The organism is Guyparkeria sp. SCN-R1 (assembly GCF_003932495.1).
Taxonomy (GTDB): Bacteria; Pseudomonadota; Gammaproteobacteria; order Halothiobacillales; family Halothiobacillaceae; genus Guyparkeria.
Window position 1 is genome coordinate 191,309 of record NZ_QZMT01000001.1, and the last position, 21,521, is coordinate 212,829.

Annotated in this window: 15 protein-coding genes; 10 read left to right on the forward strand and 5 right to left on the reverse strand. The window is 65.7% G+C overall.

The window, feature by feature from the left end:
- Positions 1-71: 71 nt before the first annotated feature.
- A complete protein-coding gene (locus D5687_RS00875) occupies positions 72-314 on the forward strand; it encodes a hypothetical protein (RefSeq protein ID WP_125197861.1) in 243 nt (80 codons plus the stop codon).
- 77 nt (positions 315-391) lie between these two features.
- On the opposite strand, the gene D5687_RS00880 is transcribed toward D5687_RS00875, so the two are convergent.
- The 3 genes from D5687_RS00880 to D5687_RS00890 form a co-directional block, all read right to left on the reverse strand.
- Entirely contained in the window at positions 392-1,198 is an 807-nt protein-coding gene (locus D5687_RS00880; RefSeq protein ID WP_204742097.1) for a dienelactone hydrolase family protein, read from the reverse strand.
- 73 nt (positions 1,199-1,271) lie between these two features.
- Complete coding sequence (locus tag D5687_RS00885; RefSeq protein WP_125197862.1) at positions 1,272-2,837, reverse strand: BCCT family transporter; 1,566 nt, start codon at positions 2,835-2,837, stop codon at positions 1,272-1,274.
- A 163-nt stretch (positions 2,838-3,000) separates the two neighbouring features.
- On the reverse strand, positions 3,001-4,620 hold the full coding sequence (locus tag D5687_RS00890; RefSeq protein WP_125197863.1) for a PAS domain-containing methyl-accepting chemotaxis protein: 1,620 nt from the start codon (positions 4,618-4,620) through the stop codon (positions 3,001-3,003).
- 376 nt (positions 4,621-4,996) lie between these two features.
- Here D5687_RS00890 and alaC point away from each other — a divergent pair, with 376 nt between their 5' ends.
- Genes alaC through D5687_RS00905 form a run of 3 tightly spaced genes read left to right on the forward strand, consistent with a single transcriptional unit; the run spans position 4,997 to position 8,987 of the window.
- Positions 4,997-6,205: an alanine transaminase gene (alaC, locus tag D5687_RS00895; RefSeq protein ID WP_125197864.1), complete on the forward strand. Its 1,209-nt coding sequence runs from the start codon at positions 4,997-4,999 to the stop codon at positions 6,203-6,205.
- Positions 6,206-6,210: 5 nt separating this feature from the next.
- Positions 6,211-7,548 (forward strand): homoserine dehydrogenase, encoded by a 1,338-nt coding sequence (locus D5687_RS00900; protein WP_125197865.1) that lies wholly within the window; start codon positions 6,211-6,213, stop codon positions 7,546-7,548.
- A gap of 2 nt (positions 7,549-7,550) precedes the next feature.
- Positions 7,551-8,987, forward strand: a complete 1,437-nt coding sequence (locus tag D5687_RS00905; protein ID WP_204742098.1) for an exonuclease domain-containing protein — start codon at positions 7,551-7,553, stop codon at positions 8,985-8,987.
- Positions 8,988-9,156: 169 nt separating this feature from the next.
- On the opposite strand, the gene D5687_RS00910 is transcribed toward D5687_RS00905, so the two are convergent.
- Positions 9,157-10,671 (reverse strand): bifunctional aminoglycoside phosphotransferase/ATP-binding protein, encoded by a 1,515-nt coding sequence (locus tag D5687_RS00910; protein ID WP_125197866.1) that lies wholly within the window; start codon positions 10,669-10,671, stop codon positions 9,157-9,159.
- 168 nt (positions 10,672-10,839) lie between these two features.
- On the opposite strand from D5687_RS00910, the gene mrcB reads away from it, so the two are divergent.
- The 6 genes from mrcB (at position 10,840) to rnt (ending at position 20,410) form a co-directional block, all read left to right on the forward strand.
- Positions 10,840-13,296, forward strand: a complete 2,457-nt coding sequence (mrcB, locus tag D5687_RS00915) for a penicillin-binding protein 1B (RefSeq protein WP_125197867.1) — start codon at positions 10,840-10,842, stop codon at positions 13,294-13,296.
- Between the two features lie 97 nt (positions 13,297-13,393).
- Complete coding sequence (locus tag D5687_RS00920) at positions 13,394-13,996, forward strand: lipopolysaccharide assembly protein LapB (protein ID WP_125197868.1); 603 nt, start codon at positions 13,394-13,396, stop codon at positions 13,994-13,996.
- Positions 13,993-16,026 (forward strand): ATP-dependent DNA helicase, encoded by a 2,034-nt coding sequence (locus D5687_RS00925; RefSeq protein WP_125197869.1) that lies wholly within the window; start codon positions 13,993-13,995, stop codon positions 16,024-16,026. The genes D5687_RS00920 and D5687_RS00925 overlap by 4 nt, the downstream gene beginning before the upstream one ends.
- 154 nt (positions 16,027-16,180) lie before the next feature.
- A complete protein-coding gene (locus D5687_RS00930; protein ID WP_370271285.1) occupies positions 16,181-18,751 on the forward strand; it encodes a putative bifunctional diguanylate cyclase/phosphodiesterase in 2,571 nt (856 codons plus the stop codon).
- Positions 18,752-18,879: 128 nt separating this feature from the next.
- Positions 18,880-19,740 carry a bifunctional methylenetetrahydrofolate dehydrogenase/methenyltetrahydrofolate cyclohydrolase FolD gene (gene folD / locus D5687_RS00935; protein WP_125197871.1) on the forward strand — a complete coding sequence of 287 codons (861 nt, stop codon included), beginning with the start codon at positions 18,880-18,882 and terminating at the stop codon, positions 19,738-19,740.
- 7 nt (positions 19,741-19,747) lie between these two features.
- The gene (gene rnt / locus D5687_RS00940) at positions 19,748-20,410 is read left to right on the forward strand and encodes a ribonuclease T (protein WP_125197872.1); all 663 of its coding nucleotides are present in this window, start codon (positions 19,748-19,750) and stop codon (positions 20,408-20,410) included.
- Between the two features lie 55 nt (positions 20,411-20,465).
- On the opposite strand, the gene D5687_RS00945 is transcribed toward rnt, so the two are convergent.
- Positions 20,466-21,356 carry an HPP family protein gene (locus D5687_RS00945; protein WP_240031377.1) on the reverse strand — a complete coding sequence of 297 codons (891 nt, stop codon included), beginning with the start codon at positions 21,354-21,356 and terminating at the stop codon, positions 20,466-20,468.
- Between the last annotated feature and the right edge of the window lie 165 nt (positions 21,357-21,521).

The window sequence follows — 21,521 nt, forward strand, 5'->3', positions numbered from 1 at the left end:
TTGCCGCCGGGGCCACCAATGAGCCCGACAGGCTCCATTCACTCACCCGACCAGACGAGTTGACCTGCCCCATGACCAACCGCGAGATACTGACCAGTGATGCCATCAAGTTCGCACTCGATTGGCTCGAGGAAAACCGGGTCGAGATCGAGCCGTTGAAATCGGCCCTGGCCGCGCAGATGAAGGTTTGGGATCACGCCCAGGGGGTGCCGAGGCTCCAGCGCGAATCGGTGATCGAGACGGCGGCCTCCCGGGCCGTTCGCCAGCACATCGAGAAGCTCAAGTCGCGGACCGCGTGGTGGCAGCGGGCCTGACCCGTAGTGCTGCGCGACCGGATACAGAAAAGGCCCGACACCATGTCGGGCCTTTCTCGTTGCAGCCGGGGTCGGGCTCAGAAGGCCTGGTCGAGCAACTCGGTGAATGCCGCCCAGGATTGTTCGTCGGCCCGTTCCTGGTAGGCCCCGGTGCCGAACACCGTGAAGGCATGCGGGGCGCCGGAGTAGACCTCGATGGTGTAGGTCGCCCCTGCGTCCTCGAGTTCGCCTGACAGCGTGGCGACATCGTTCATCGAGATCATCGAGTCGGCTGCCCCGTGGGCGATCAGGATCGGCGCGCCGGGATCCGACCAGCTTTGTCCCTCGGGCGTGCCCAGCCCGCCGTGGAAGGTGGCGAAGCCCGCTGCCTGGTCGACCAGCCCGTTGCGTGCTGCCTCCAGTACCACCGCACCGCCGAAGCAGTACCCCATCACGACGGTTTCCTCGGCCACGCCCTGCTCGCGGGCGAATTCCAGCCCGGCGCGCGTGAGCGACTGCATGCGCTCGCGATCCTTGTACAGGCGCTCGGTCTCGGCCTTCTTGGCGCCGGTTTCCTGCGGACGGTTGCCCTCGCCGTACAGGTCGACGGCAAAGGCATCGAAGCCCATCGCCGCGATCATGTCGGCGCGCTGGCGCTCGTAGTCGTCGATGCCGTCCCAGTCGTGGATGACCAGCACCGTGCCGCGCGACTCGCCGTCGGCCGGCGCCAGGTAGCCCTCGAAGGACTCACCGTCGACCTGGTAGCCGATGTCCTCGCCGCTGGGCTCCCAGGTGCCGCCGTGGTTGTCGGCCAGGGTGGGGGTCTGGAAGACCAGCCCGGCGGCCAGCATCGTCGCGGGCAGCACGGTGGTCGGCAACCGCATCTTGGTGGTTCTGGTTTTCATGATCATTGGCTCCTGCTGAGGTTCCCAAAGGCAACGGCAGGGAGTATAGGCAGGCCGACCGTCCCACGCCGGTTCAGTCCTCTCGGAGCAGCCCCTGCGCGCGGGCCATGGAATAGGCCGTTTTCGGCCCGGTCCAGAGCGAGGGCAGCAGGATCAGCGACACTGGAATGGCGGTGATGACGATGAACTGCTGCAGGACGCTGATCTGGCCGGAGCCCATGTAGAGGAGCATGGCGGCCATCACGGCCATCACGCCGCCCCAGAAGGCGCGGATGAGCGGGTGGGGCGCATCGTGACCCGAGCCGACCATGGCGATGGAATAGCTCATGGAATCGCCGGTGGTGGCGACGAAGATCAGCGTGAGCAGCATGATCGCCGCGGCCATCCAGGTGCCGCCCGGCAGAGCCTGGGCGACGGTGAGTGTCGCCACGTCGAACTGGAAGTTGTTCAGCGGTTCGGTCAGGTCGAAGACGTCGTTGAGCTGGTAGTAGATGCCCGAGCCGCCCAGCAGCGTGAACCAGATGGTGGTCGCGATCGGCGCCATCACGGCGACCGCGAGGATCATCTGGCGGATGGTGCGCCCGCGCGAGATGCGTGCGACGAACACCGCCATCAGCGGCGCATAGCCGATGAACCAGGCGAAGAAGAACACCGTCCACCACTGCATCCACCAGCCCGGCGCGGTTTCGGCGGTCATGGTGGCCATGGTGAAGAACGACGAGACGTAGGTCCCCATGCCCTGCACGTAGGCGTTGGCCAGGAACAGGGTCGGGCCGAAGACGAAGATAACCGCGCCGATCGCGATCGCCAGCAGCACGTTAAAACGGCTGAGCAACTGGATGCCGCGATGCACGCCGGTCACCGCCGAGGAGATGTAGATCAGGCCCAGGAAGGCGAGGATGCCCAGCTGGGTGGCGAAGGTTTCCGGCAGGCCGAATAGCTCGGACAGGCCGAAGCTCAATTGCGTGGCGAGAAAGCCGATCGGCCCGACCGTGCCGGCGACCACCGCGATTACGCAGAACGAATCGACCACGCCGCCGAACCAGCCGCGCATGATGCGCTCGCCGAATACCGGGTAGAGCAGGGTGCGTGGGCGTAGCGGCTGGCCCTTGATGTAGTGCGCGTAGGCCAGCACCACGGCCGTCAGGGAACCCAGCACCGCCCAGGCGAGAAAGCCCCAGTGCATGAACGATTGCGCCAGGGCGCCGGCGACCGCCTCACTCGTCCCGGCCTCGGTATCGAAGGCCGGCGGGGTGACCAAGAAGTGGTACACCGGCTCGCCGGCCGCGAAGAACACGCCGCCACCGGCCAGCAGGGTGCACATGATGATCGAGAGCCACTTGAACGTGCTCATCTCGGGCGTTTCCAGATCACCGACGCGGGCCTTGGCGGCCGGCGAAAGGGCCACCCCGATGCCGATAAAAAAGGTCAGCAGCAGGAAGATCTGGAAATAGGAGCCCAGCACCCGGGCGGTCCAGGCAAAGCCGGTGCCGATGCCGTCGGCTACCCGGTCCATGTCCCACAAGGACAGGCCGATGAAGGCAATCACGAAGCCGATGGTCAGGATCAGGACCAGCGGGTCGCCGAAGCGGGCGAGCCCGGTCTCGGGCGATTGGCGGGAGGACGACGGTTGGCTCATTGGGAAGTCCCTCGTGGTGACGGACTTCCCGCGGGGCGGGTCATCCGTGACCGGGTGAATTCAGGTGAATTCCGCGAAAGATAGCATGCGTGGGCTCGGATGCCTTGGGTGCGGAAGGTAAGGGCGGGGTGCCGAGCCCGGGGCATGCCGGGTCGCGTTTGGCTCAATCGCTGGCGCCCTGTCGGTTGTCCGTATTGAACTGGGCCAGCAGGGCTTGCAGCTCGGTTGCCATCGTCGAGAGCGACTGGCCGAGTTTGGCGACATCGCGGCTGTTCTCGGTGGTTTCCTCGGTCTCGCCGGAAATCGAGGTGATGTTGCGGCTCATCTCTTCGGCTACCGCGCTCTGTTCTTCCGTGGCCGTGGCGATCTGGGTGCTCATCTGGCTGATTTCGTCGACCGCCTCGGTAATCGAGTCGAGCGCGCGGTCGGTGGCCTCTGCCTGATGTTCGACGTCGTTCATCCGGCCGCGTCCCTGCTCGACGCTTTCCACCGCCGACTGAATCCCGTGGCGCAGGGTCTCGATCATGTCGCGGATTTCTCCGGCCGAGTCCTGTGTCTTGCTGGCGAGCGAGCGGACCTCTTCGGCAACGACGGCAAAGCCGCGACCGTGTTCCCCGGCCCGTGCCGCCTCGATGGCCGCATTGAGGGCGAGCAGGTTGGTCTGATCGGCAATGCCGCCGATCACCTGGATGATGCTGTCGATCCGGTCGCCGTGGGCCCGCAGGGATTCGATCGACCCGGCCGTGCGTTCGAACTGGCCGGAGAGTTCCCCGACGGCCGCGTGGGTGCGTCGCACCTGTTCCTTGCCGCCGTGGGCCTCGCGATCGGCGCGCTCGACGGTCTCCGCGGTGCGCGCGGCGCTGTGGGCGACTTCCTCGACTGTTTGCGCCATCTCGTTCATGGCCGTGGCGACCTGTTCGACCTCGCGGGTCTGTTGGTCCATGCGTTGCGAGGTCTGCGCACCGGTGGCAGAGAGCTGGTCGGCCGAAGCGGTGAGCGACAGCGCCGACTCGGTGAACTGGCCAAACACCGTGCTCAGGCGAGCCTGCAACAGCTTGGCGGACTGGTTGATCTGGCCGATCTCGTTCTCACCTTGGACGTGGATGGGCTGGCGGAGTTTGCCGCCGGCCATCCGGCGCAGCACCTCGCCGGTTTGCTCGACGGGTCGGAATACCGCACGCCAGAGCAGCCACGCCAACGCCACGGTCAGCAGGATGCCAAACCATTCCAGGCCAAGCCCGCCCCGCGCGGCAAGCCAGCTTGGATCGATGATTTCCAGCAACTGGATCAAGCCCAGTGCGGCCAGGCCCGTGAGCGAGACGTGCGCCAGGCTCAGGTCGGCGAGTCGCTTTTTCGATGGCAACGTCTCGACCTTCTTCTCGTTCATCCATCGATACAGGCTCTCGGCCTTGGCGATCGCCTCCTTGCTGGGCTTGGTGCGAATCGACTGGTAGCCGACGATCTCGTCGCCGGCGTAGACCGGGGTGACATAGGCATCCACCCAGTAATGATCCCCGTTCTTGCAGCGGTTCTTGACGAGCTGGTGCCAGACGCGACCGGCCTTGATGGTCTGCCAGAGGTCCTTGAAGGCCGCCGGCGGCATGTCCGGGTGGCGGATGAGGTTGTGCGGGCGGCCGATCAATTCGTCCCACGCGTAGCCGCTGACCTTGATGAAGTCCTGGTTGACGTAGGTGATCTGTCCCTTGAGGTCCGTGGTCGAGATTAGTTGCATGTCCGCGGGGTAATCGACGTCCTTCTGCGTGACCGGAAGATTGACCTTCATGGTGTTGCGCTCCTCCCTGGAAAGGGATCTGCCGGGGGCGAACGGCCACGAACCCGCGGATCGTTTCTCGTGACGTCGCGCTAAACCCGACTAAACCCCTTGGTTTTGTGTGGTTTTATCGACGTCGGCCAACTTAGTTCAGCGTGTCGTTATCTGCCAATAAGCTAATTCTTTGCTTCCAGTGTTCGATTGATGCTCCGGCGGAGAGGGGCGCGCTCCCCGGGCTGGACTCGTCCCCGGAAGCGGCGGTGTCGAGGGCCGCGCGGATTGACAGGATGGGCCCCGCTCCTTACTGTTTGTACCCTTTGCCTGCGCCCGGCCCTTCCGCCGATCCGGCGTCGTTTTGTCCACCTTTCCAAGACGCATCAGAATCCAAGTGAACGAACATTTCGCCCGCATCAAGCGACTGCCGCCCTACGTCTTCAATATCATTGGTGAGCTCAAGGCGAAGGCGCGTGCCGCCGGCGAGGACATCGTCGATTTCGGCATGGGCAATCCCGACCAGCCGACGCCGCCGCATATCGTCGAAAAGATGGTCGAGGCCACCCGGCGCGGTGACACGCATCGCTACTCGCAATCCAAGGGGATTCCGCGCCTGCGCCGGGCGATCGCCAACTGGTATCGCTCGCGCTACGACGTCGATATCGATCCCGAGTCCGAGGCAATCGTCACCATCGGCTCCAAGGAGGGCCTCGGCCACCTGGCGATGGCGACCATGTCGGCCGGGGATACCGTGCTGGTGCCCAACCCGGCCTATCCGATCCACCCCTACGGTTCGGTGATCGCGGATGCCGACATCCGCCACGTGCGCCTGACGCCGGAGGTGGATTTCTTCGAGGAGCTCACCCGGGCGATCAAGGAGACCTGGCCCAAGCCGAAAATGCTGATCCTCAACTTCCCGGCGAACCCGACCACGCAGTGCGTGGACCTGGAGTTCTTCGAGAAGGTGGTCGAGATCTGCCGCGAGGCGGGCATCTGGGTGGTGCATGACCTGGCCTACGCCGACATCGTCTTCGATGGCTACAAGGCGCCGTCGATCATGCAGGTGCCGGGCGCCAAGGACGTGGCGGTGGAGTTCTTCACGCTCTCGAAGAGCTACAACATGCCTGGCTGGCGCGTGGGCTTCATGGTGGGCAACCCGACGCTGGTCAACGCACTGGCGCGGATCAAGTCGTACTTCGATTACGGCACCTTCACGCCCATTCAGGTGGCCTCGATCCTCGCGCTCGAGGGCGACCAGACCTGCGTGCACGAGATTTGCGACATGTACCGGCGTCGCCGCGACGTGCTCTGCGAGGGACTGAACGCGGCCGGCTGGCCGGTCGAGCCGCCCAAGGCGACCATGTTCGTCTGGGCGAAGATCCCCGAGGCCTTTGCCCATATGGGGTCACTGGAATTTACCAAGCTGCTGCTGGCGGAAGCCAAGGTGGCCGTCTCGCCGGGCATCGGCTTCGGCGACTACGGCGATGATCACGTGCGTTTCTCCCTGATCGAGAACGAACACCGCACCCGGCAGGCCATCCGTGGCATCAAGGCGATGTTCCGTGCCCACGGAGTGCCCGTGCCGTCGGAGGGAGGACAATGAGCGACATGCAGACGAATCAACACGAACAATTTCCGCCGGTGCGCATCGGCCTCTTGGGGCTGGGTACCGTCGGCGGGGGCGTGGTCAATGTCCTGACCCGCAATGCCGAGGAGATCGCCCGCCGTGCCGGTCGTCGCATCGAGGTGGTGCACGCCTCGGCGCGCAATCTCGACGCGCCGCGCATCTGCCCGCTTGAAGGCATCCTGCTGACCACTGATCCGATGGAAGTGGTCGAGAACCCGGAAGTTGACGTGGTGGTCGAGCTGATCGGTGGCATGAAGCCAGCGGGCGACCTGATGCGCCGGGCGCTCGAGCTCGGCAAGCCGGTGGTCACGGCCAACAAGGCGCTGATTGCCCACGAGGGCATGGAGCTGTTCGAGCTGGCGCAGAAGCACCACACCATGGTGGCCTTCGAGGCGGCCGTGGCCGGTGGCATCCCGATCATCAAGGCGATCCGCGAGGGTCTGGCGGGCAATCGCATCGAGTGGCTGGCCGGCATTATCAACGGCACCGGCAATTACATCCTTACCGCCATGCGCGACGAGGGCCGGGCGTTTGCCGAGGTGCTCGCCGAGGCCCAGTACCTGGGCTACGCCGAGGCCGACCCCACCTTCGACGTCGAGGGGATCGACGCGGCACACAAGCTGACCATCCTTGCCGCGATCGCCTTCGGCATGCCGCTCAAGTTCGACGAGGTCTACACGGAAGGCATCTCGGGCATCGAGACCGATGACGTGCGGTATGCCGGCGAGTTCGGCTACCAGGTCAAGCACCTGGGGATCGCGCGCCAGCGCGACGATGGTGTCGAACTGCGCGTCCACCCGACCCTGATCCCCGAGCGTCGCCTGCTGGCGAACGTCGACGGCGTGCAGAACGCCGTGCTGGTCTGGGGCGACTCGGTCGGCCCAACGATGTACTACGGCGCCGGGGCCGGGGCCGAGCCGACCGCCTCGGCGGTGGTCGCCGATCTGGTCGACGTGGTGCGCACGCTTACCGCCGACCCGACCCACCGCGTGCCGCATCTCGCCGTCGTGCCGGACCAGATCAGCGACATGCCGGTCGTGCCGATGGACTCGATTGCCACGGCCTACTACCTGCGCTTTGCCGTCGAGGACAAGCGCGGCGTGCTCGCCAAGATCGCCCAGATCCTCGCCGACCACGAGATCTCCATCGAGGCGATGATGCAGAAGGAGATGACCGAGGACGAGCGCACGCTGCCGATCGTCATGCTGACCCACCAGGTGCGCGAGAAGGACATGGATGATGCGCTCGCCGAGATCGAGGCGCTGGATACCGTCCGGGCCCCGGTCGTGCGCATGCGCGTGGAGACGCTCGACGCCTGACGGTGACGAACCTCTTACAGCCCGGCGAATGCATCGAGGCGCTGGCGTCATTGCCAGCGCCTTTCGATCGTCTGGCCTTTGTCGACGTCGAGACCACCGGCACGCGGCCGACGCGTGACCGGATCACCGAGGTCGCGATCATTCCCGTCGACAACGGCGTAGTGGGCGAGCCATTCCAGACCCTGCTCGATCCGGGCGTGGCGATTCCACCGACCATCACCCGCCTGACCGGCATCAGCGATGACATGGTGGCGGGCGCGCCGGTATTCGCCCGTCTGGCCGACGAGGTGCGCGACCTGTTCGACGGCCGCCTGCTGGTCGCCCACAACGCCCGTTTCGATGCCGGCTTTCTGCGCAATGCATTCCGTGAGGCCGGTCAGGTGGTCACGCTGAGGGAACTGTGCACGGTCAAACTCTCGCGACGGCTCGATCGCGGCGAGCGCCGCCACAACCTCGACAGCCTGATTGCACGCCACGCGCTGCCCGTGGGTGATCGCCACCGGGCGATGGGCGATTGTCAGGCCCTGCCAGCCTTGCTGTCCCGCTTTGTCGAACGCGACGGCCTCGAGGTCGTGCTCGACGCGCTCGCCCGCCAGATCAAACGGGCAAGCACGCCGCCCAATCTCGACCCCACCCGACTCGACGAGGTGCCTGCCGTCCCGGGTGTCTACCGCTTTTTCGGCGAGGAGGGGGCGCTGCTCTATGTGGGCAAGAGTGTCAACCTGCGTGCAAGGGTGCGCTCGCACTTTGCCGACGATCACCGTAATGATCGGGAAATGCGAATCGCCCAGCAGACGCATGACATCGACTGGATCGAGACGGCCGGCGAGATCGGGGCGCTGCTCACCGAGGCCCGACTGGTCAAGCGAGAACAGCCAATCTTCAATCGCCGCCTGCGCGCGCAGCGCGGCCTGCTCGCCTGGGACTGGGACGACGAGTCGGCCGAGCCACCGGCGCTGGTGCGGATCGATGAGCTGGCGCCGTCGGATCTGGGGCGTGCCCACGGGGTGTTCCGTTCGCGGATGAAGGCCAGCGAGCGCCTCAGGGAACTGGCCAAGGAACACCGCCTTTGCCCGCAATACCTCGGATTGGAGCAGGGCGCTGGACGTGCCTGCTTTGCCCACCAGATCGGGCAATGCGGTGGCCTGTGTGCCGGGCGGGAGTCCGAGATTGCCCACCGATTGCGCCTCAAGCAGGCGCTTGGGCCGTTGGCGCTCCAGGCCTGGCCCTATCCCGGCGCGATTGCGATTCGTGAGGTGCGCGACGGCAGGGAAGAGCGTCATCTTTTCCGCCACTGGCGCTATCTCGGCACGGCGCGTTCCGAGGGGGAGCTGGCCGAGTTGCTGGAGGGCGGTGACGAGTATCCGCTGGACATGGACATGTACCGGCTGGCGGTGGATGCCATCCGCGGCGGGGCTAAGGTCGAGCCGGTGGAGTGAGTCGGGCGGGCTAATCGTTTCGGTCGATGGGCCAACCGACGCGATTCGCGGCTAAAGCCGCTCCTACACAAGTTACGGGAAACCGTAGGAGCGGCTTTAGCCGCGAAATATCAAGCGGCAGCCCGATGTCAGCTGAGGTTCGCCGAATGGGGGGCGATCCTGCCGCCGATCACCCCAACCGTTCAGCGATCTGCGGCCCGAAGGGCGTATCGCACTTGAGGCGCACGCAATGCCGGGCCTCGTCGGGGCCAAGCGACTCGAGTTTCTGCAACTGCTGCTGCAGCACCTGCTCGTCGGCCTCCGAGATATCGCCGCCGTGTGCCTGGCGCTCGCGCAGGTAGTCGAGCAACTGCTCGTTGTCGCACTCGATGAACAGGATCGTGTAGGGCACGCCGATCTCGTCGGCCAGTGTCTCGAACTGCTGGCGGCGGGCTCGCTCGAGGAAGGTGGCGTCGATGGCCATCGGCCAGCCGCTCTGCGCACCCAGCCGGGCGATTTCGGCCAGTCGATTGTAAGTGCTATCGCTCGCCATCTCGGTGTATCGCTCGGCCGGATCGGTGAACATCCGCTGGCGCTCGGCATCCGACCGCACCCGGATCGCGCCCCGGGCGAGCACCAGTTCGCGGCTGGCCAGCGACTTGCCGCTGCCGCTCACGCCCATGGTGATGAACAGCTCGCCCTGGGCCGGGGTGAAGAACGCGTTGGCAAGATCGGCGTAGTCGCGGAAATCGGCCCAGGCCGCGTCGCGTTCCTCGTCGGGCATGCCATCGCGCAGGCCGAGCAGGGCGATCTTGGCGCGCACCGCGGCACGGTAGCCCTGGTAGAAGCGCAGGGTCGGCAGGGCCTCGTAGTCCCCGCTGATCTCCAGATACCGGTTGAGCAGTTGGCGCGCAGGACCGATCAGCTTGCGCTTGTGCAGATCCATCAGCGCGAAGGCCAGATCGTTGGCCGTGTCGGTCCATCGGAAATCATCGTTGAACTCGATACCGTCGAAGATGGTCACAGCTCCGTCTTGCAGCGCCATGTTGGCCAGATGCATGTCGCCGTGGCATTCGCGGATGTGCCCCTCGCGCTTGCGCTGCTGAAGGGTGGGGCGGATGGCTTCGAAGGCCGCGCGCGACAGGCGTTCCATCTCGGCCAGCCGCTCGCGGTCGGCATCGGTCTCCAGCAAGGGGGCGATCTGTTCGAGGTTCTGCTGCATGGGCGCCCAGACGGTGTCGGGCTCGCCGAAGTGCGTTTCGGCGGTGGCGACCTCGGCCTTGGCGTGGAAGGCGGCGATCTGGTCGGCGATCTGTTCGACTAGGGCCTCGTCCAGGCCGATGCGGCGGGCGACGTGATCGAGTCGGTCGGCCTGGTCGAAGCGCCGCATGCGGATGACGAATTCCTCGGCCGAGTCATCCGCCTCGATCAGCTTGCCGTCGGCATCCAGGCCCAGTACCGAGTCATAGAGCTCGGGGGCCAGGCGGGCATTGAGCCGTAGCTCCTCCTCGCAGAAGTGGCGCCGACGGTCGAGGCTGGAGAAGTCGAGGAAGCCGAAGTTCATCGGCTTCTTGATCTTGTAGGCCCAGGGGCCGGTCAGGAACACGTGCGAGATATGGGTCTGCAGGTGCTCGAGGGAGGAATCGCTCTCGGCGAGGTTCTCCTTGAACCGTTCGATCAATCGCTCTTGCGGGTGCTCGGCCATGGGCGCTCCTGGTTAGGTCGAATCGGGGATATGGACCGGGTGGTGGACGAGTGTTGACGCGCCTGGTAACGGCCGCTCGCCTCACCTTCGGGCCTGATAGACTGGCGGCCCGACCGCGCCACATTGCGGTCGGATTCATTTTCAAAAGTGTAACAGCGTGGGTTGAACGTGGCATCCAGCAAGGGCAGCGGCAACACAAAAACCAAGGGGGCGGCCACGGCCGGCAAGGGGCGTAGCGGACGCACACGCCGTGCGGCGAGCGGCAAGTCCGCTCCGTCGCGACGTCAAGGGGCGCGTCAGGGCGCATCACGCGGTACCGGGGCGTCTCGGCGCGGCTGGCGGGCACGGCTGTTCGGCTGGGTGATGCGGGGGCTGCTGATTGCGGCGGCCATCGGCTTGCCCCTGCTGGGTGCCTGGGCGTGGTATCTCAATGAGCGGGTGACCGAACGCTTCGAGGGGGCGCTGTTCACCATGCCGGCGACCGTCTATGCCGCGCCGGATGAAATCTACATCGGCCAGTCGATGGATATCGACAGCCTGATTGCGGCTCTGGAGCGTCTGAATTACCTCGCTGTCGATTCTCTCGACGAGACCGGTACGTTCCGTCGCCGCGGCAATCAGGTGTCGTTCCACCGGCGGGCGTTCGATTTCCCCGACGGTGAGCAGCCGTCCCGCCTTGTCGACGTGCGTATCGTCGGCGGCCAGGTGACCGAGCTCGACGGGCCGGATGGCGAGTCGCTCGGTATCGTCCGGCTCGAACCCCGCTCGATCGGCACGCTCTATCCCAATCGGGCCGAAGACCGAGTACTGCTGGCGATCGAGGAGGTGCGCGAGGAGGCACCCTTGTTGCTCGATAGCCTGCTGGCCGTCGAGGATCGCGCGTTCCACGAACACCACGGCGTCGTGCCGACGGCCATCCTGCGGGCCTTCCTGACCAACCTGGTCTCGGGCGAGCGGGTTCAGGGCGGCAGCACCATCACCCAGCAGCTGGCCAAGAACCTCTTTCTTACCCACGATCGGACCTACCGGCGCAAGTTCGCCGAGATGATCATGGCGCTCGAGATGGAGTGGCACTATCCCAAGGACAAGATCCTCGAGGCCTATCTCAACGAGGTCTACCTCGGTCAGGACGGTGGGCGGGCGATTCACGGTTTCGGGCTGGCCGCGAGTTTCTATTTCGGTCGACCGATCGATGAGCTTCAGCCCGAGCAGATCGCCTTGCTGGTGGGGATGGCCAAGGGGGCCAACTACTACAACCCGCGGCGTCATCCCGAGCGCGCGTTGGATCGCCGCAATGTTGTCATCGACGTGATGATCGATCTGGGCCTGGTCGACCAGACCACCGCTGCCGAATGGCAGGGACGGCCGCTGGGCGTGCTCGAGACGGCCGGCTCGCGCGCGCGCCACCCGGCGTTTGTCGACCTGGTCCGTCGTCAGCTCACCGAGCAGTACGATCCCGAAGACCTTCAGACACGTGGGCTGAATATCTTCACTACCCTGCGCCCGCGCGTGCAGGAGGCGCTCGAGCAGAGCACGGCCCGTCTCGACGAGGTCGAGGCCAGTCGTGGGCTCGAGTCCGGCACCCTGGAGACCGCCGGCGTGATCGCCTCGGTGAGTACCGGCGAGATCGAGGCAATGATCGGCGGGCGAGATACCCATTACGAGGGCTACGATCGCGCGCTGGATGCACGTCGGCAGATCGGCTCGCTGATCAAGCCGGCGATCTATCTCACCGCCTTGTCGCGCCCGGCCGAGTACAACCTGATCACCTCGCTGGAGGACGAGCCGATCACGGTGGAGCAGAAGGGATCGGCCGACTGGGAGCCCAAAAACTACAGCGGCAAATTCCATGGCCCGACCCCCTTGATCGAGGCGCTGGCGCATTCGCGGAACGTGCCCAGCGTGCGGCTGGGGATGGATGTCGGGCTGGAGTCGGTCGCCGAGACCATCGAGCAGCTCGGGGGACCGCGTCCGTCGCCGTTCTATCCCTCGATGCTGCTCGGTTCGATGGGCATGACGCCCTTCGAGGTCGCGCAGATGTACCAGACGCTTTCGGCCGATGGGTTCATGACGCCGCTGCGTGCCATCCGCACCGTGGTGGACCGCGATGGCGAGCCGTTGTCGCGTTACTCGCTCGACGTGCGCCGGGCCGCCGAGCGCGAGCCGCTCTACCTGCTGCAATACGGTCTGCAGACGGTGGTGGCCGAGGGGACCTCGACGCGCCTGAACCAGATGGTCTCGCCGGCGGTGGGCGTGGCCGGCAAGACCGGCACCACCAACGATGGCCGCGACGCCTGGTTCGCCGGCTTTACCGGCAATCGGGTCGGCGTGATCTGGGTGGGGCGTGACGATGACCGGCCGTCCAACCTGACCGGGTCGAGCGCGGCCCTGCCGCTGTGGGGCGCGACCTTTGCCGAGCTCGACAACCAGCCGCGCGACATGCATCCGCCACGCGGGGTGCGTTTTGCCCGCGTCGATCCAGAGCGACAGTTCGTCGTCCCGGATCGTTGCCCGGGCGAATCCCTGCCGTTCATCACCTCGCATCGGCCCGAACCGGCCGCCGATTGCGAAGGCGGCCGCCGCGAGGACAAGGACTCGAGTACGATCTGGGACTGGTTTCGTTGACCCGGCGTGAGACCGCTCGTCGGCTTGGTCGGCTCCCCGGACAGGGCATGACGGGTTACGATGGAGCGCAGCCCCAAGACAATTCAGGTAGCACCCAATGGACATCAGCAAACCGATGAGTCGCCCGTTTATCCGCTCATTTCCCTCGTTTCGCGTCATGGCCGTGGTTTCAGCCGGGCTATTCCTGGCCGCCTGTGCCCCGATGACCCCGCCGCCGGGCTCTTCCGAGCCGCGCTCTGAACCGGCGCCCGCGCCTGAACCAGAGGTGCGCTCGACCCCCCTGTCCACACCGGATATCCAGGAAGAGGCGCTGCCTACGGATCGCCAGGAGGAATCGAGTGAACCGGCTACCTCGCCGGCTGTGCTCGCCCTGGTGGAGCAGGCCGACCAGCGCCGTGAATCGGGCGATCTGGCCGGGGCACAATCGACCCTGGAGCGGGCCGTGCAGATCGAACCCAGCAATGCACGACTGTGGCTGGATCTCGCCCAGTTGCGTCTGGCGCAGAACCAGCCCGAGCAGGCCGAGCAATTGGCCCTGCGGGCCGTCGAGCACGCCCGGGACAACCGCACCCTGTCGGCCGCCTGGCAACTGGTGGCCAAGGCCCGTCGTGCTCAGGGCGACGAGGCCGGTGCCCGTGAGGCCGAAGAACGTGCCGGAAGCGAGTCGGCCCGACGTGCCGAGGGTGCCCGCGCGGCATGACCGAGGCGAGCCGCCGGAGTCAGCTGGGGCTCGATGACGTCTTCGGCCCCGGGGGGAGGCTGGCCGGGGCCTTCGAGGGCTATCAACCCCGCGCGGGTCAGCGGCGGATGGCCGAGCTGATCCGTGATTCGATCAATGATCAGCACACGCTGGTCCTTGAGGCGGGCACCGGCGTGGGCAAGACCTTCGGCTATCTCGCGCCGGTGCTGCTTTCGGGCAAGCGCGCGCTGATTTCCACTGGCACCAAGCACCTGCAGGATCAGCTGTTCGACCGTGATCTGCCGCGTCTGCGCGACCTGCTGGGAGTCAAGGCCAAGGTGGCGCTGCTCAAGGGGCGGGCGAACTACCTGTGCAAGTATCGCCTCGAACTGGCCGACGAGCAGGCCCGTCTGCCGCGACGCGATGATGCCCGGGCACTTGCCCGCATCCGGGACTGGGCGACCCGCACCATCGATGGCGACCGCGCCGATTGCGCCGGCGTCGGCGACGATCACGAGATCTGGCCACTGGTCACCTCGACCAACGACAATTGCCTGGGTCGCGAATGCCCGCTGTACGACGAGTGCTTCGTAGTCAAGGCACGGGAGAAGGCACAGAAGGCCGACATCGTGGTGATCAATCACCACCTGTTCTGCGCCGATCTGGCCCTGCGCCAGACCGGTTTTGCCGAACTGCTGCCCGAGACCGACGTGGTGGTGCTCGACGAGGCCCACCAGGTGCCGGAAATCGCCTCGATGTTTTTCGGCGAGGCGATCGGATCGCGCCAGCTGCGCGATCTGGCCGCCGATACCCGTGCCGAGCAGAAACACGAGGCCCGCGACCAGCCGGGGCTGGCCGAGGCGGCCGATACCCTCAAGGGGACGACCGACCCGGTGCTAGAGGCCCTGGCACGCATCGACAACGAGCGCCTTCCCTGGGCGGAGCTGGCCGACGAGGCAAGCGTTACCGAGGCACTCGATCGCCTGGGTGACGCTCTCGACGGGCTGGTGAAGGAACTGGAGATTGCCGCGCCGCGGGGCAAGGGTTTGCAGGCACTGCTTGGCCGGGCACAGGGTCTGCGCGATGAACTCACCGCCTTCCGCGAGGGCAAGGCGGAGACCCAAGGCCACGCGGTGCGCTGGGTGGAACGCCGCACCCGCTCGTTCACCCTGCACACCACGCCGGTCAACGCCGCCGGGCAGCTCAAATCGCATGTCGAATCGGCGCCGCGAGCCTGGATCATGACGTCGGCGACGCTTGCCGCCGGCTCGGACTTCAGCCACTTCACCCGCCGCATGAACCTCGATGACGCCCGCTGCGAGCAGGTCGAGTCGCCGTTCGACTTCCCCAACCAGGCCGTGCTCTACCTGCCGCCGAACCTGCCCGAACCTGTCGGGCCGGGCGGGGCGCGCGAGCACACGCTCGCGTCATTGCGGGCGGTCTACCCGCTCTTGAAGGCCAGCGGAGGGCGGGCCTTTCTGCTGTTCACCTCCCACCGGGCATTGAAGCTCGCTGCCGAGACGCTCGGCGAGCATCTGACCGAATTGCCACTGTTCGTGCAGGGCACACAGGCCAAGTCGGCCTTGCTGGAGGCGTTTCGCGAGGCCGGTAACGGTGTGTTGCTCGGCACGCAGAGCTTCTGGGAAGGGGTGGACGTGCGCGGCGAGGCGCTGTCGCTGGTGATGATTGACCGCATTCCGTTTGCTGCACCCGGCGATCCCGTGCGCGCCGCCCGCGAGCAACGCCTGAAGGACAAGGGGCTGGTGCCGTTCATGCACATGGCACTGCCGGAGGCGATCATCACACTCAAGCAGGGCGTCGGCCGGTTGATCCGTGACACCGCCGATACCGGTGTGATGGTCTTGTGCGATCCGCGCCTGCAGTCCAAGGGTTATGGCCGCACCATCCTCGATGCCCTGCCGCCGATGCGACGTACCCGTGATGGTCGCGTGGCGCGCGACATGCTGCTTCGCCCGGTGGAACCCCCGATCAAAGACCCGAGCGAAACACCGACTGAATCCTTGGCCGAGGGTAGCGAAAACACGATTTGACGCCACTCGACGCCGCCACATCGGCGTGATTGGTGTATCAGTCTTACATTAACTGAGTGCGCCACTGCGTTGCGTGTATCGGCCCAGCTGCATACCATCCGCCCATTCGTCCCAGCCAGGGAGGCGCAGCGGATTGGTTCACGGTTATCGCGAAATGTCTCGCATGCGCACCATCAAGTCGTTCATCCTCGCGATGTCCCTGCTCGTCTCGCTGCTGTTCTTCGGCGGGGCCTACCTGATCGTCTCCGGTATCTTCAACCAGTCCGTGCAGCAGAGCGCGCTCAAGGACTCGGATCTGCTGGCTCGCTCGACCTTCGCCTCCATGTACCAGCTGATGAGCACCGGCTGGACCCGCGAGCAGCTTGAGGGCTTCGTCGAGGCCAATCGCCAGGCGCTGGCCGGCAGCGGCTACGATCTCGAGATCTACCGTGGCCCCGTGGTCGCCGAGCAGTACGGCCAGATCGACCAGGCCCCGATCGACGACTCGGTGGCGGCGGTTTTCGATTCCGGGCGCACCCTCGAGCACGTCGAGGAACATTCGGTGCGCTATACCTTCCCGCTTACTGCCGAGGCCAAGTGCCTGGCCTGCCATGCCACGGCCGAGGAAGGCGACGTGCTGGGCGTGATCGACGTCGAGCAGGATTTCTCTGCCGCGATCGCCGAGGCGCGGGACAACTTTTTCTTCTGGCTGATCCTGCTCGCCCCGCTGCCGATCATCGGCGCCGGGCTGATCACGGTGTTCGTCAACCGGCGCATTACCCGCTCGGTCGAGCTGCTCGAAGAGAACGCCGCGAAGGTCAACCGCGTCGCTGACCTGCGCAATCTCTCGCTCGGCGACACCGACCTGGGTTTCGACGAGCTCAACCGCGTGTTCCGGAGCTTCGAGGAGCTGGTGGGCAAGTTCCGTAGCGTGGCGGTCGATCGCGACCTGCTCGAGTTCGAGATCAAGCTCCTGGAGAAGTTCATCATCACCTCGGAGGTGGTGCGCGACTGGCACGACTACATCTGCCGGTTGATGACGGATATCAACGAGGTGATCGAGACCTATACGCTGTTCTCGATCTTCAAGGTCGACGACGAGCTGTTCGACCTGGACGTGTTCTGGCGGTCGCCACCCTCGGAGGATAGCCGCAAGCTGCTCGAGCGGGCGGTGCGCGAACACATGGCCGACCACCCCAACTTAAGCGACGCGACGCTGGTGCATATCAACCACCACGTCGCCGATCACGATGGTCCACCGATCGAGCTCGACGAATCTGACGTGCGGGTGCAGGTGAAATCCCTGCTGGTGGACTCGCCCAAGATCGGCGGCATCGTTGGCATCGGCGTGCAGGCCGAGACGGTCAACGACGAAACGCGTCTGCTGGTGATCGAGAGCGTGCTCTCGACGTTGCTGAACGTGGTCGGCTCGGTAAAGGCGATCTTCAAGTACACGCGGGATCTCGAGTACTACGCGACCCGTGACCCGCTCACCAACCTCTATAATCAGCGCGTGTTCTGGGAGCTGATCGGCTACGAGATCGACCGGGCCCAGCGCCACGACCAGCGCTTTGCGTTGCTGCTGATCGACCTGGACAACTTCAAGCTGATCAACGACAGCTACGGTCACGCCTTCGGCGATTCCTTCCTCAAGGCCTTCGCCGATGCCATCGGCAAGGGGCTCAAGCGCGGTGACATCTTCGCCCGTTACGGTGGTGACGAGTTCGTGGTGGTGCTGCCGGAAACCGACCTGGAAAAGGCCTGCGTGACGGCGAACCGTGTGCTCGCCGAGACGGACGGCATCGTGTTGTTCGCGCCGGATGGCGAGCCGGTGTCGGCCTCGGTGTCCATCGGCATCGCGGTCTACCCGGAACACGCGCGTGAGCCCAAGGATCTGTTCCTGTTCGCCGACAACATGATGTACAAGGCCAAGGCCGAGGGTAAGGCGCGGGTGGCGGTGCCGAGCGAGGAGGACGTCATGGACGTGTTCCGCTCGATCAGCGAGAAGGGGCTGACCATCCTGCGTGCGGTCGAGGAAAAGCGCATCGTGCCGTACTTCCAGCCGATCCTCGCCACCGGGCCGGATCGTATCGAGGCGGTCGAGGTGCTCTCGCGCATCGATTTGGGCGACACCATCATGGGCGCTTCCGAGTTCATCGAGATCGCCGAGAAGATGGGCGTAATCGACCGCATCGATTACATCATGATCGAGAAGACGCTAGCCGAGGTAAGTGCCAGCGGCTTTGACGGCATGGTGTTCATCAACCTCTCGCCGCGGGCGCTGGTGCTCTCCGAGTTCATCCCGACCGTCCGCAAGATCGTGGAGGAGGCCGGTGTGGAAAAGTCGCGCATCGTCTTCGAGCTGACCGAGCGCGACACGGTCAAGAACATCCAGCTGCTGGAGAAATTCGTCCAGGAACTGCGGCTGGAGGGCTTCAAGTTCGCGATCGACGACTTCGGCTCGGGCTTCTCCTCGTTCCACTATCTCAAGCACTTCCCGATCGATTTCCTGAAGATCGAGGGCGACTTTGTGCTCAATCTGCTGGAGGACTCGCGCGACCGCGCCTTCGTGCGCCTGATCGCCGAACTCTCGCGCGAGCTCAAGATCCACACGGTCGCCGAGTTCGTGGAAAGCGAAGAGGTACTCGAGCAGGTGCGCGCACTCGGCATCGACTATGCACAGGGTTTTCTGATCGGCCGACCGGCCCCTTCACCAATGCGCTACCTGCCGGCGACGGCTGAGTAGGGTGGCGGCGCCGGGCGCGATCGAGTCAGCCTGGTGAGTGGCTTGGTGAGCGGCCTGGTTGAGGCGGCCGTTGAGTCGGTCTGGGGCGCATGCGACAATCGCGCCTTTCCCCGCACGTGACACGTCCCATGACTGCAAGAATCCTCGACGGGCGAGCCGTCGGCGCCACCGTGCGCGCCGGGCTTGCCGAGACGATCGCCGCCTTCACCGAGAATGGCCACCGGCCGCCCGGTCTGGCGGTGGTGCAGGTGGGCGGTGATCCGGCCTCATCGGTCTACGTCGCCAACAAGCGCAAGGCCTGCGCCAAGCTCGGCATCGCCTCGTTCTCGCACGACCTGGACGAGACGATCAGTCAGGGCGAACTCGATGCGCTGGTTGACGAGCTCAATGCCGACGAGCGCATCGACGGCATCCTGGTGCAACTGCCGCTGCCGGAGCACCTGAGCGCCGACTCGATCATCAACCGCATCGACCCGGACAAGGACGTCGATGGCTTTCACCCCACCAACATCGGCCGGCTCGCGATCCGTCAGCCCGGTCTGCGCCCTTGCACGCCCTACGGGGTGATGCGGCTGCTCGAGGAGACCGGTCGCGACCTGCACGGCATGGAGGCCGTGGTGGTGGGCGCCTCGAACATCGTCGGGCGGCCGATGGCGCTCGAATTGCTGCTGGGCGGGGCGACTGTCACCGTGTGTCATCGCTTTACGCAGGATCTGGCCGCGCACGTGCGCCGTGCCGACCTGGTGGTGGTTGCCGCCGGCAAGCCGGGACTGGTCAAGGGCGAGTGGATCAAGGACGGGGCGATCGTGATCGATGTCGGCATTCATCGTCGTGAGGACGGCACGCTGCATGGCGATGTCGACTTCGAGGCAGCCGCCGAGCGGGCTGGATTCATCACGCCGGTGCCTGGCGGGGTGGGGCCGATGACCATCGCCATGCTGATGCACAACACGGTCACGTCCTGGCGTGGTCGGCTGGGGCTGGATTGAGCGCCCGATGAGCGAGGCTTCTACCGAACAGCCCGACTGGACCATCGCGCGCCGCTTTCGTGGCTTCGTGCCGGTGGTCGTCGACGTCGAGACCGGTGGGCTGGACCCGCAGGGGCACGCCCTGCTGGAACTGGCGGCCGTGCTACTGGATGTCGACGAGCACGGTCGACTCTATCCCACCGAGGAGATTGCCGTCTCAGTGCATCCCAGCGCCTTGACGGTGGTCGACCCCGTCTCGATCAAGATCCACGGAATCGATCCCTCGGATCCGGAACGTGAAGCGGTGGAAGAGCGAGCCGCGCTGGATGCCTTCTTCCGCCCGATCCGTCGGCAGGTGAAAGCACTGAATGCACGCCGCGCCATCCTGGTCGGTCACAACGCGCCGTTCGACCTGGCGGTGGTCAAGGCCGCCTGCGAACGCACCGGCTACAAGCGCAACCCCTTCCACCCGTTCTCCACGCTCGACACGGTCACGGCCGCTGCCGTGGCCATCGGCGAGACCGTGCTGGCCAAGGCCTGCACCGCCGCGGGCTTCGACTGGGACAACAGTCGCGCCCACGGCGCGCTCTACGACGCGCAGAAGACCGCCGAACTGTTCTGCCACATTACCAACCGGCTCTCCACCGAGAATGGTCGGGCGGCGCTGCGGGTGCGTGAGCCGGTCAAGTAGGGTCGGCTCAGCCCGGTCTTCCCAGGCCCATCCTGCTTGCATCCATTGGTCGAGCTCAGTCGGTCGACGTGTCGCGCGCCTCGGGATCGGCTTCATTCTTACGCCGCACCACGTTGAGCGTGATCCGTCCGCGGCCCTGTGAGGCTTCATCGCCCTCGAAACGCTTGTGAATCGTCACGGATTCCTCGGCCGTGGAACCGGCTTCGGCATGCACGTAGCGCTCACCAATAGGAACCTGCAATGGCGAGGTATCCTGCGTGGCGTGTGCGATTGCGCTGCGGGCGATGGCATCCAGCTCGGCCGGCGTGATGTCGACCACCACATTGAGATCACGCACCGCGGCCTGCAGGTGCTTGGACGTCAGCGGCGGAGCCGGGGGCTCGTCCCACCGGGCCAGGCCGATCGGGTAGCGCCGCCACGGGAACGGGTAATTCGCGATCACAGCGATCAGAAACAGGATCGCGGTGTTCGCCAGCACCGGCACGGCCAGGTAGAGATACCCCAGCTCATGTACCGGCGCACCGCCGATCACGGCGATCAGGGCGGTCGCCCCACCGGGCGGGTGTACGCAGCGCAGCAGCTGCATCGCCGCGATCGCACCACCGACGGCGACACCGGCGGCCAGAGCCGGGTCGGGGATCCAAATGGCGGCACTGACCCCGACCATCGCGGAGACGATCTGGCCGCCGAACACCGGCCAAGGCTGTGACAGCGCCCCGTGCGGGACGGCGAACAGCAGCACCGCCGCCGCGCCCATCGAGCCGACCATCAGGACTGCCGCCCACGGACCGGCGACCCAACTGGTGAGGGCGTAGACCGCCCAGATTCCCACCAGGGCGGCGATCCCGGCAATCACCACTTCGCGCCAGCCGACTCGTGTCGTGCCGGGGCCGATGAAGTTCTGCATTTGCGTCAGGGCGCGCCTGACTGGGGACTCTCGTGTCATGCGGCTGTTACCTGCAACCAGTGGCGGGGGGAAAAGACGCGCGGATTCTACCGCCCTTGCCCCGTGATGGTGCAACCGACCGGATTGACGGCGCGCGGGCCGAGCGGATAAAGTTGAAAGTTAGTCTTGACTAACTTTGACGGGGACGGCTTCATGCGGGTAGAC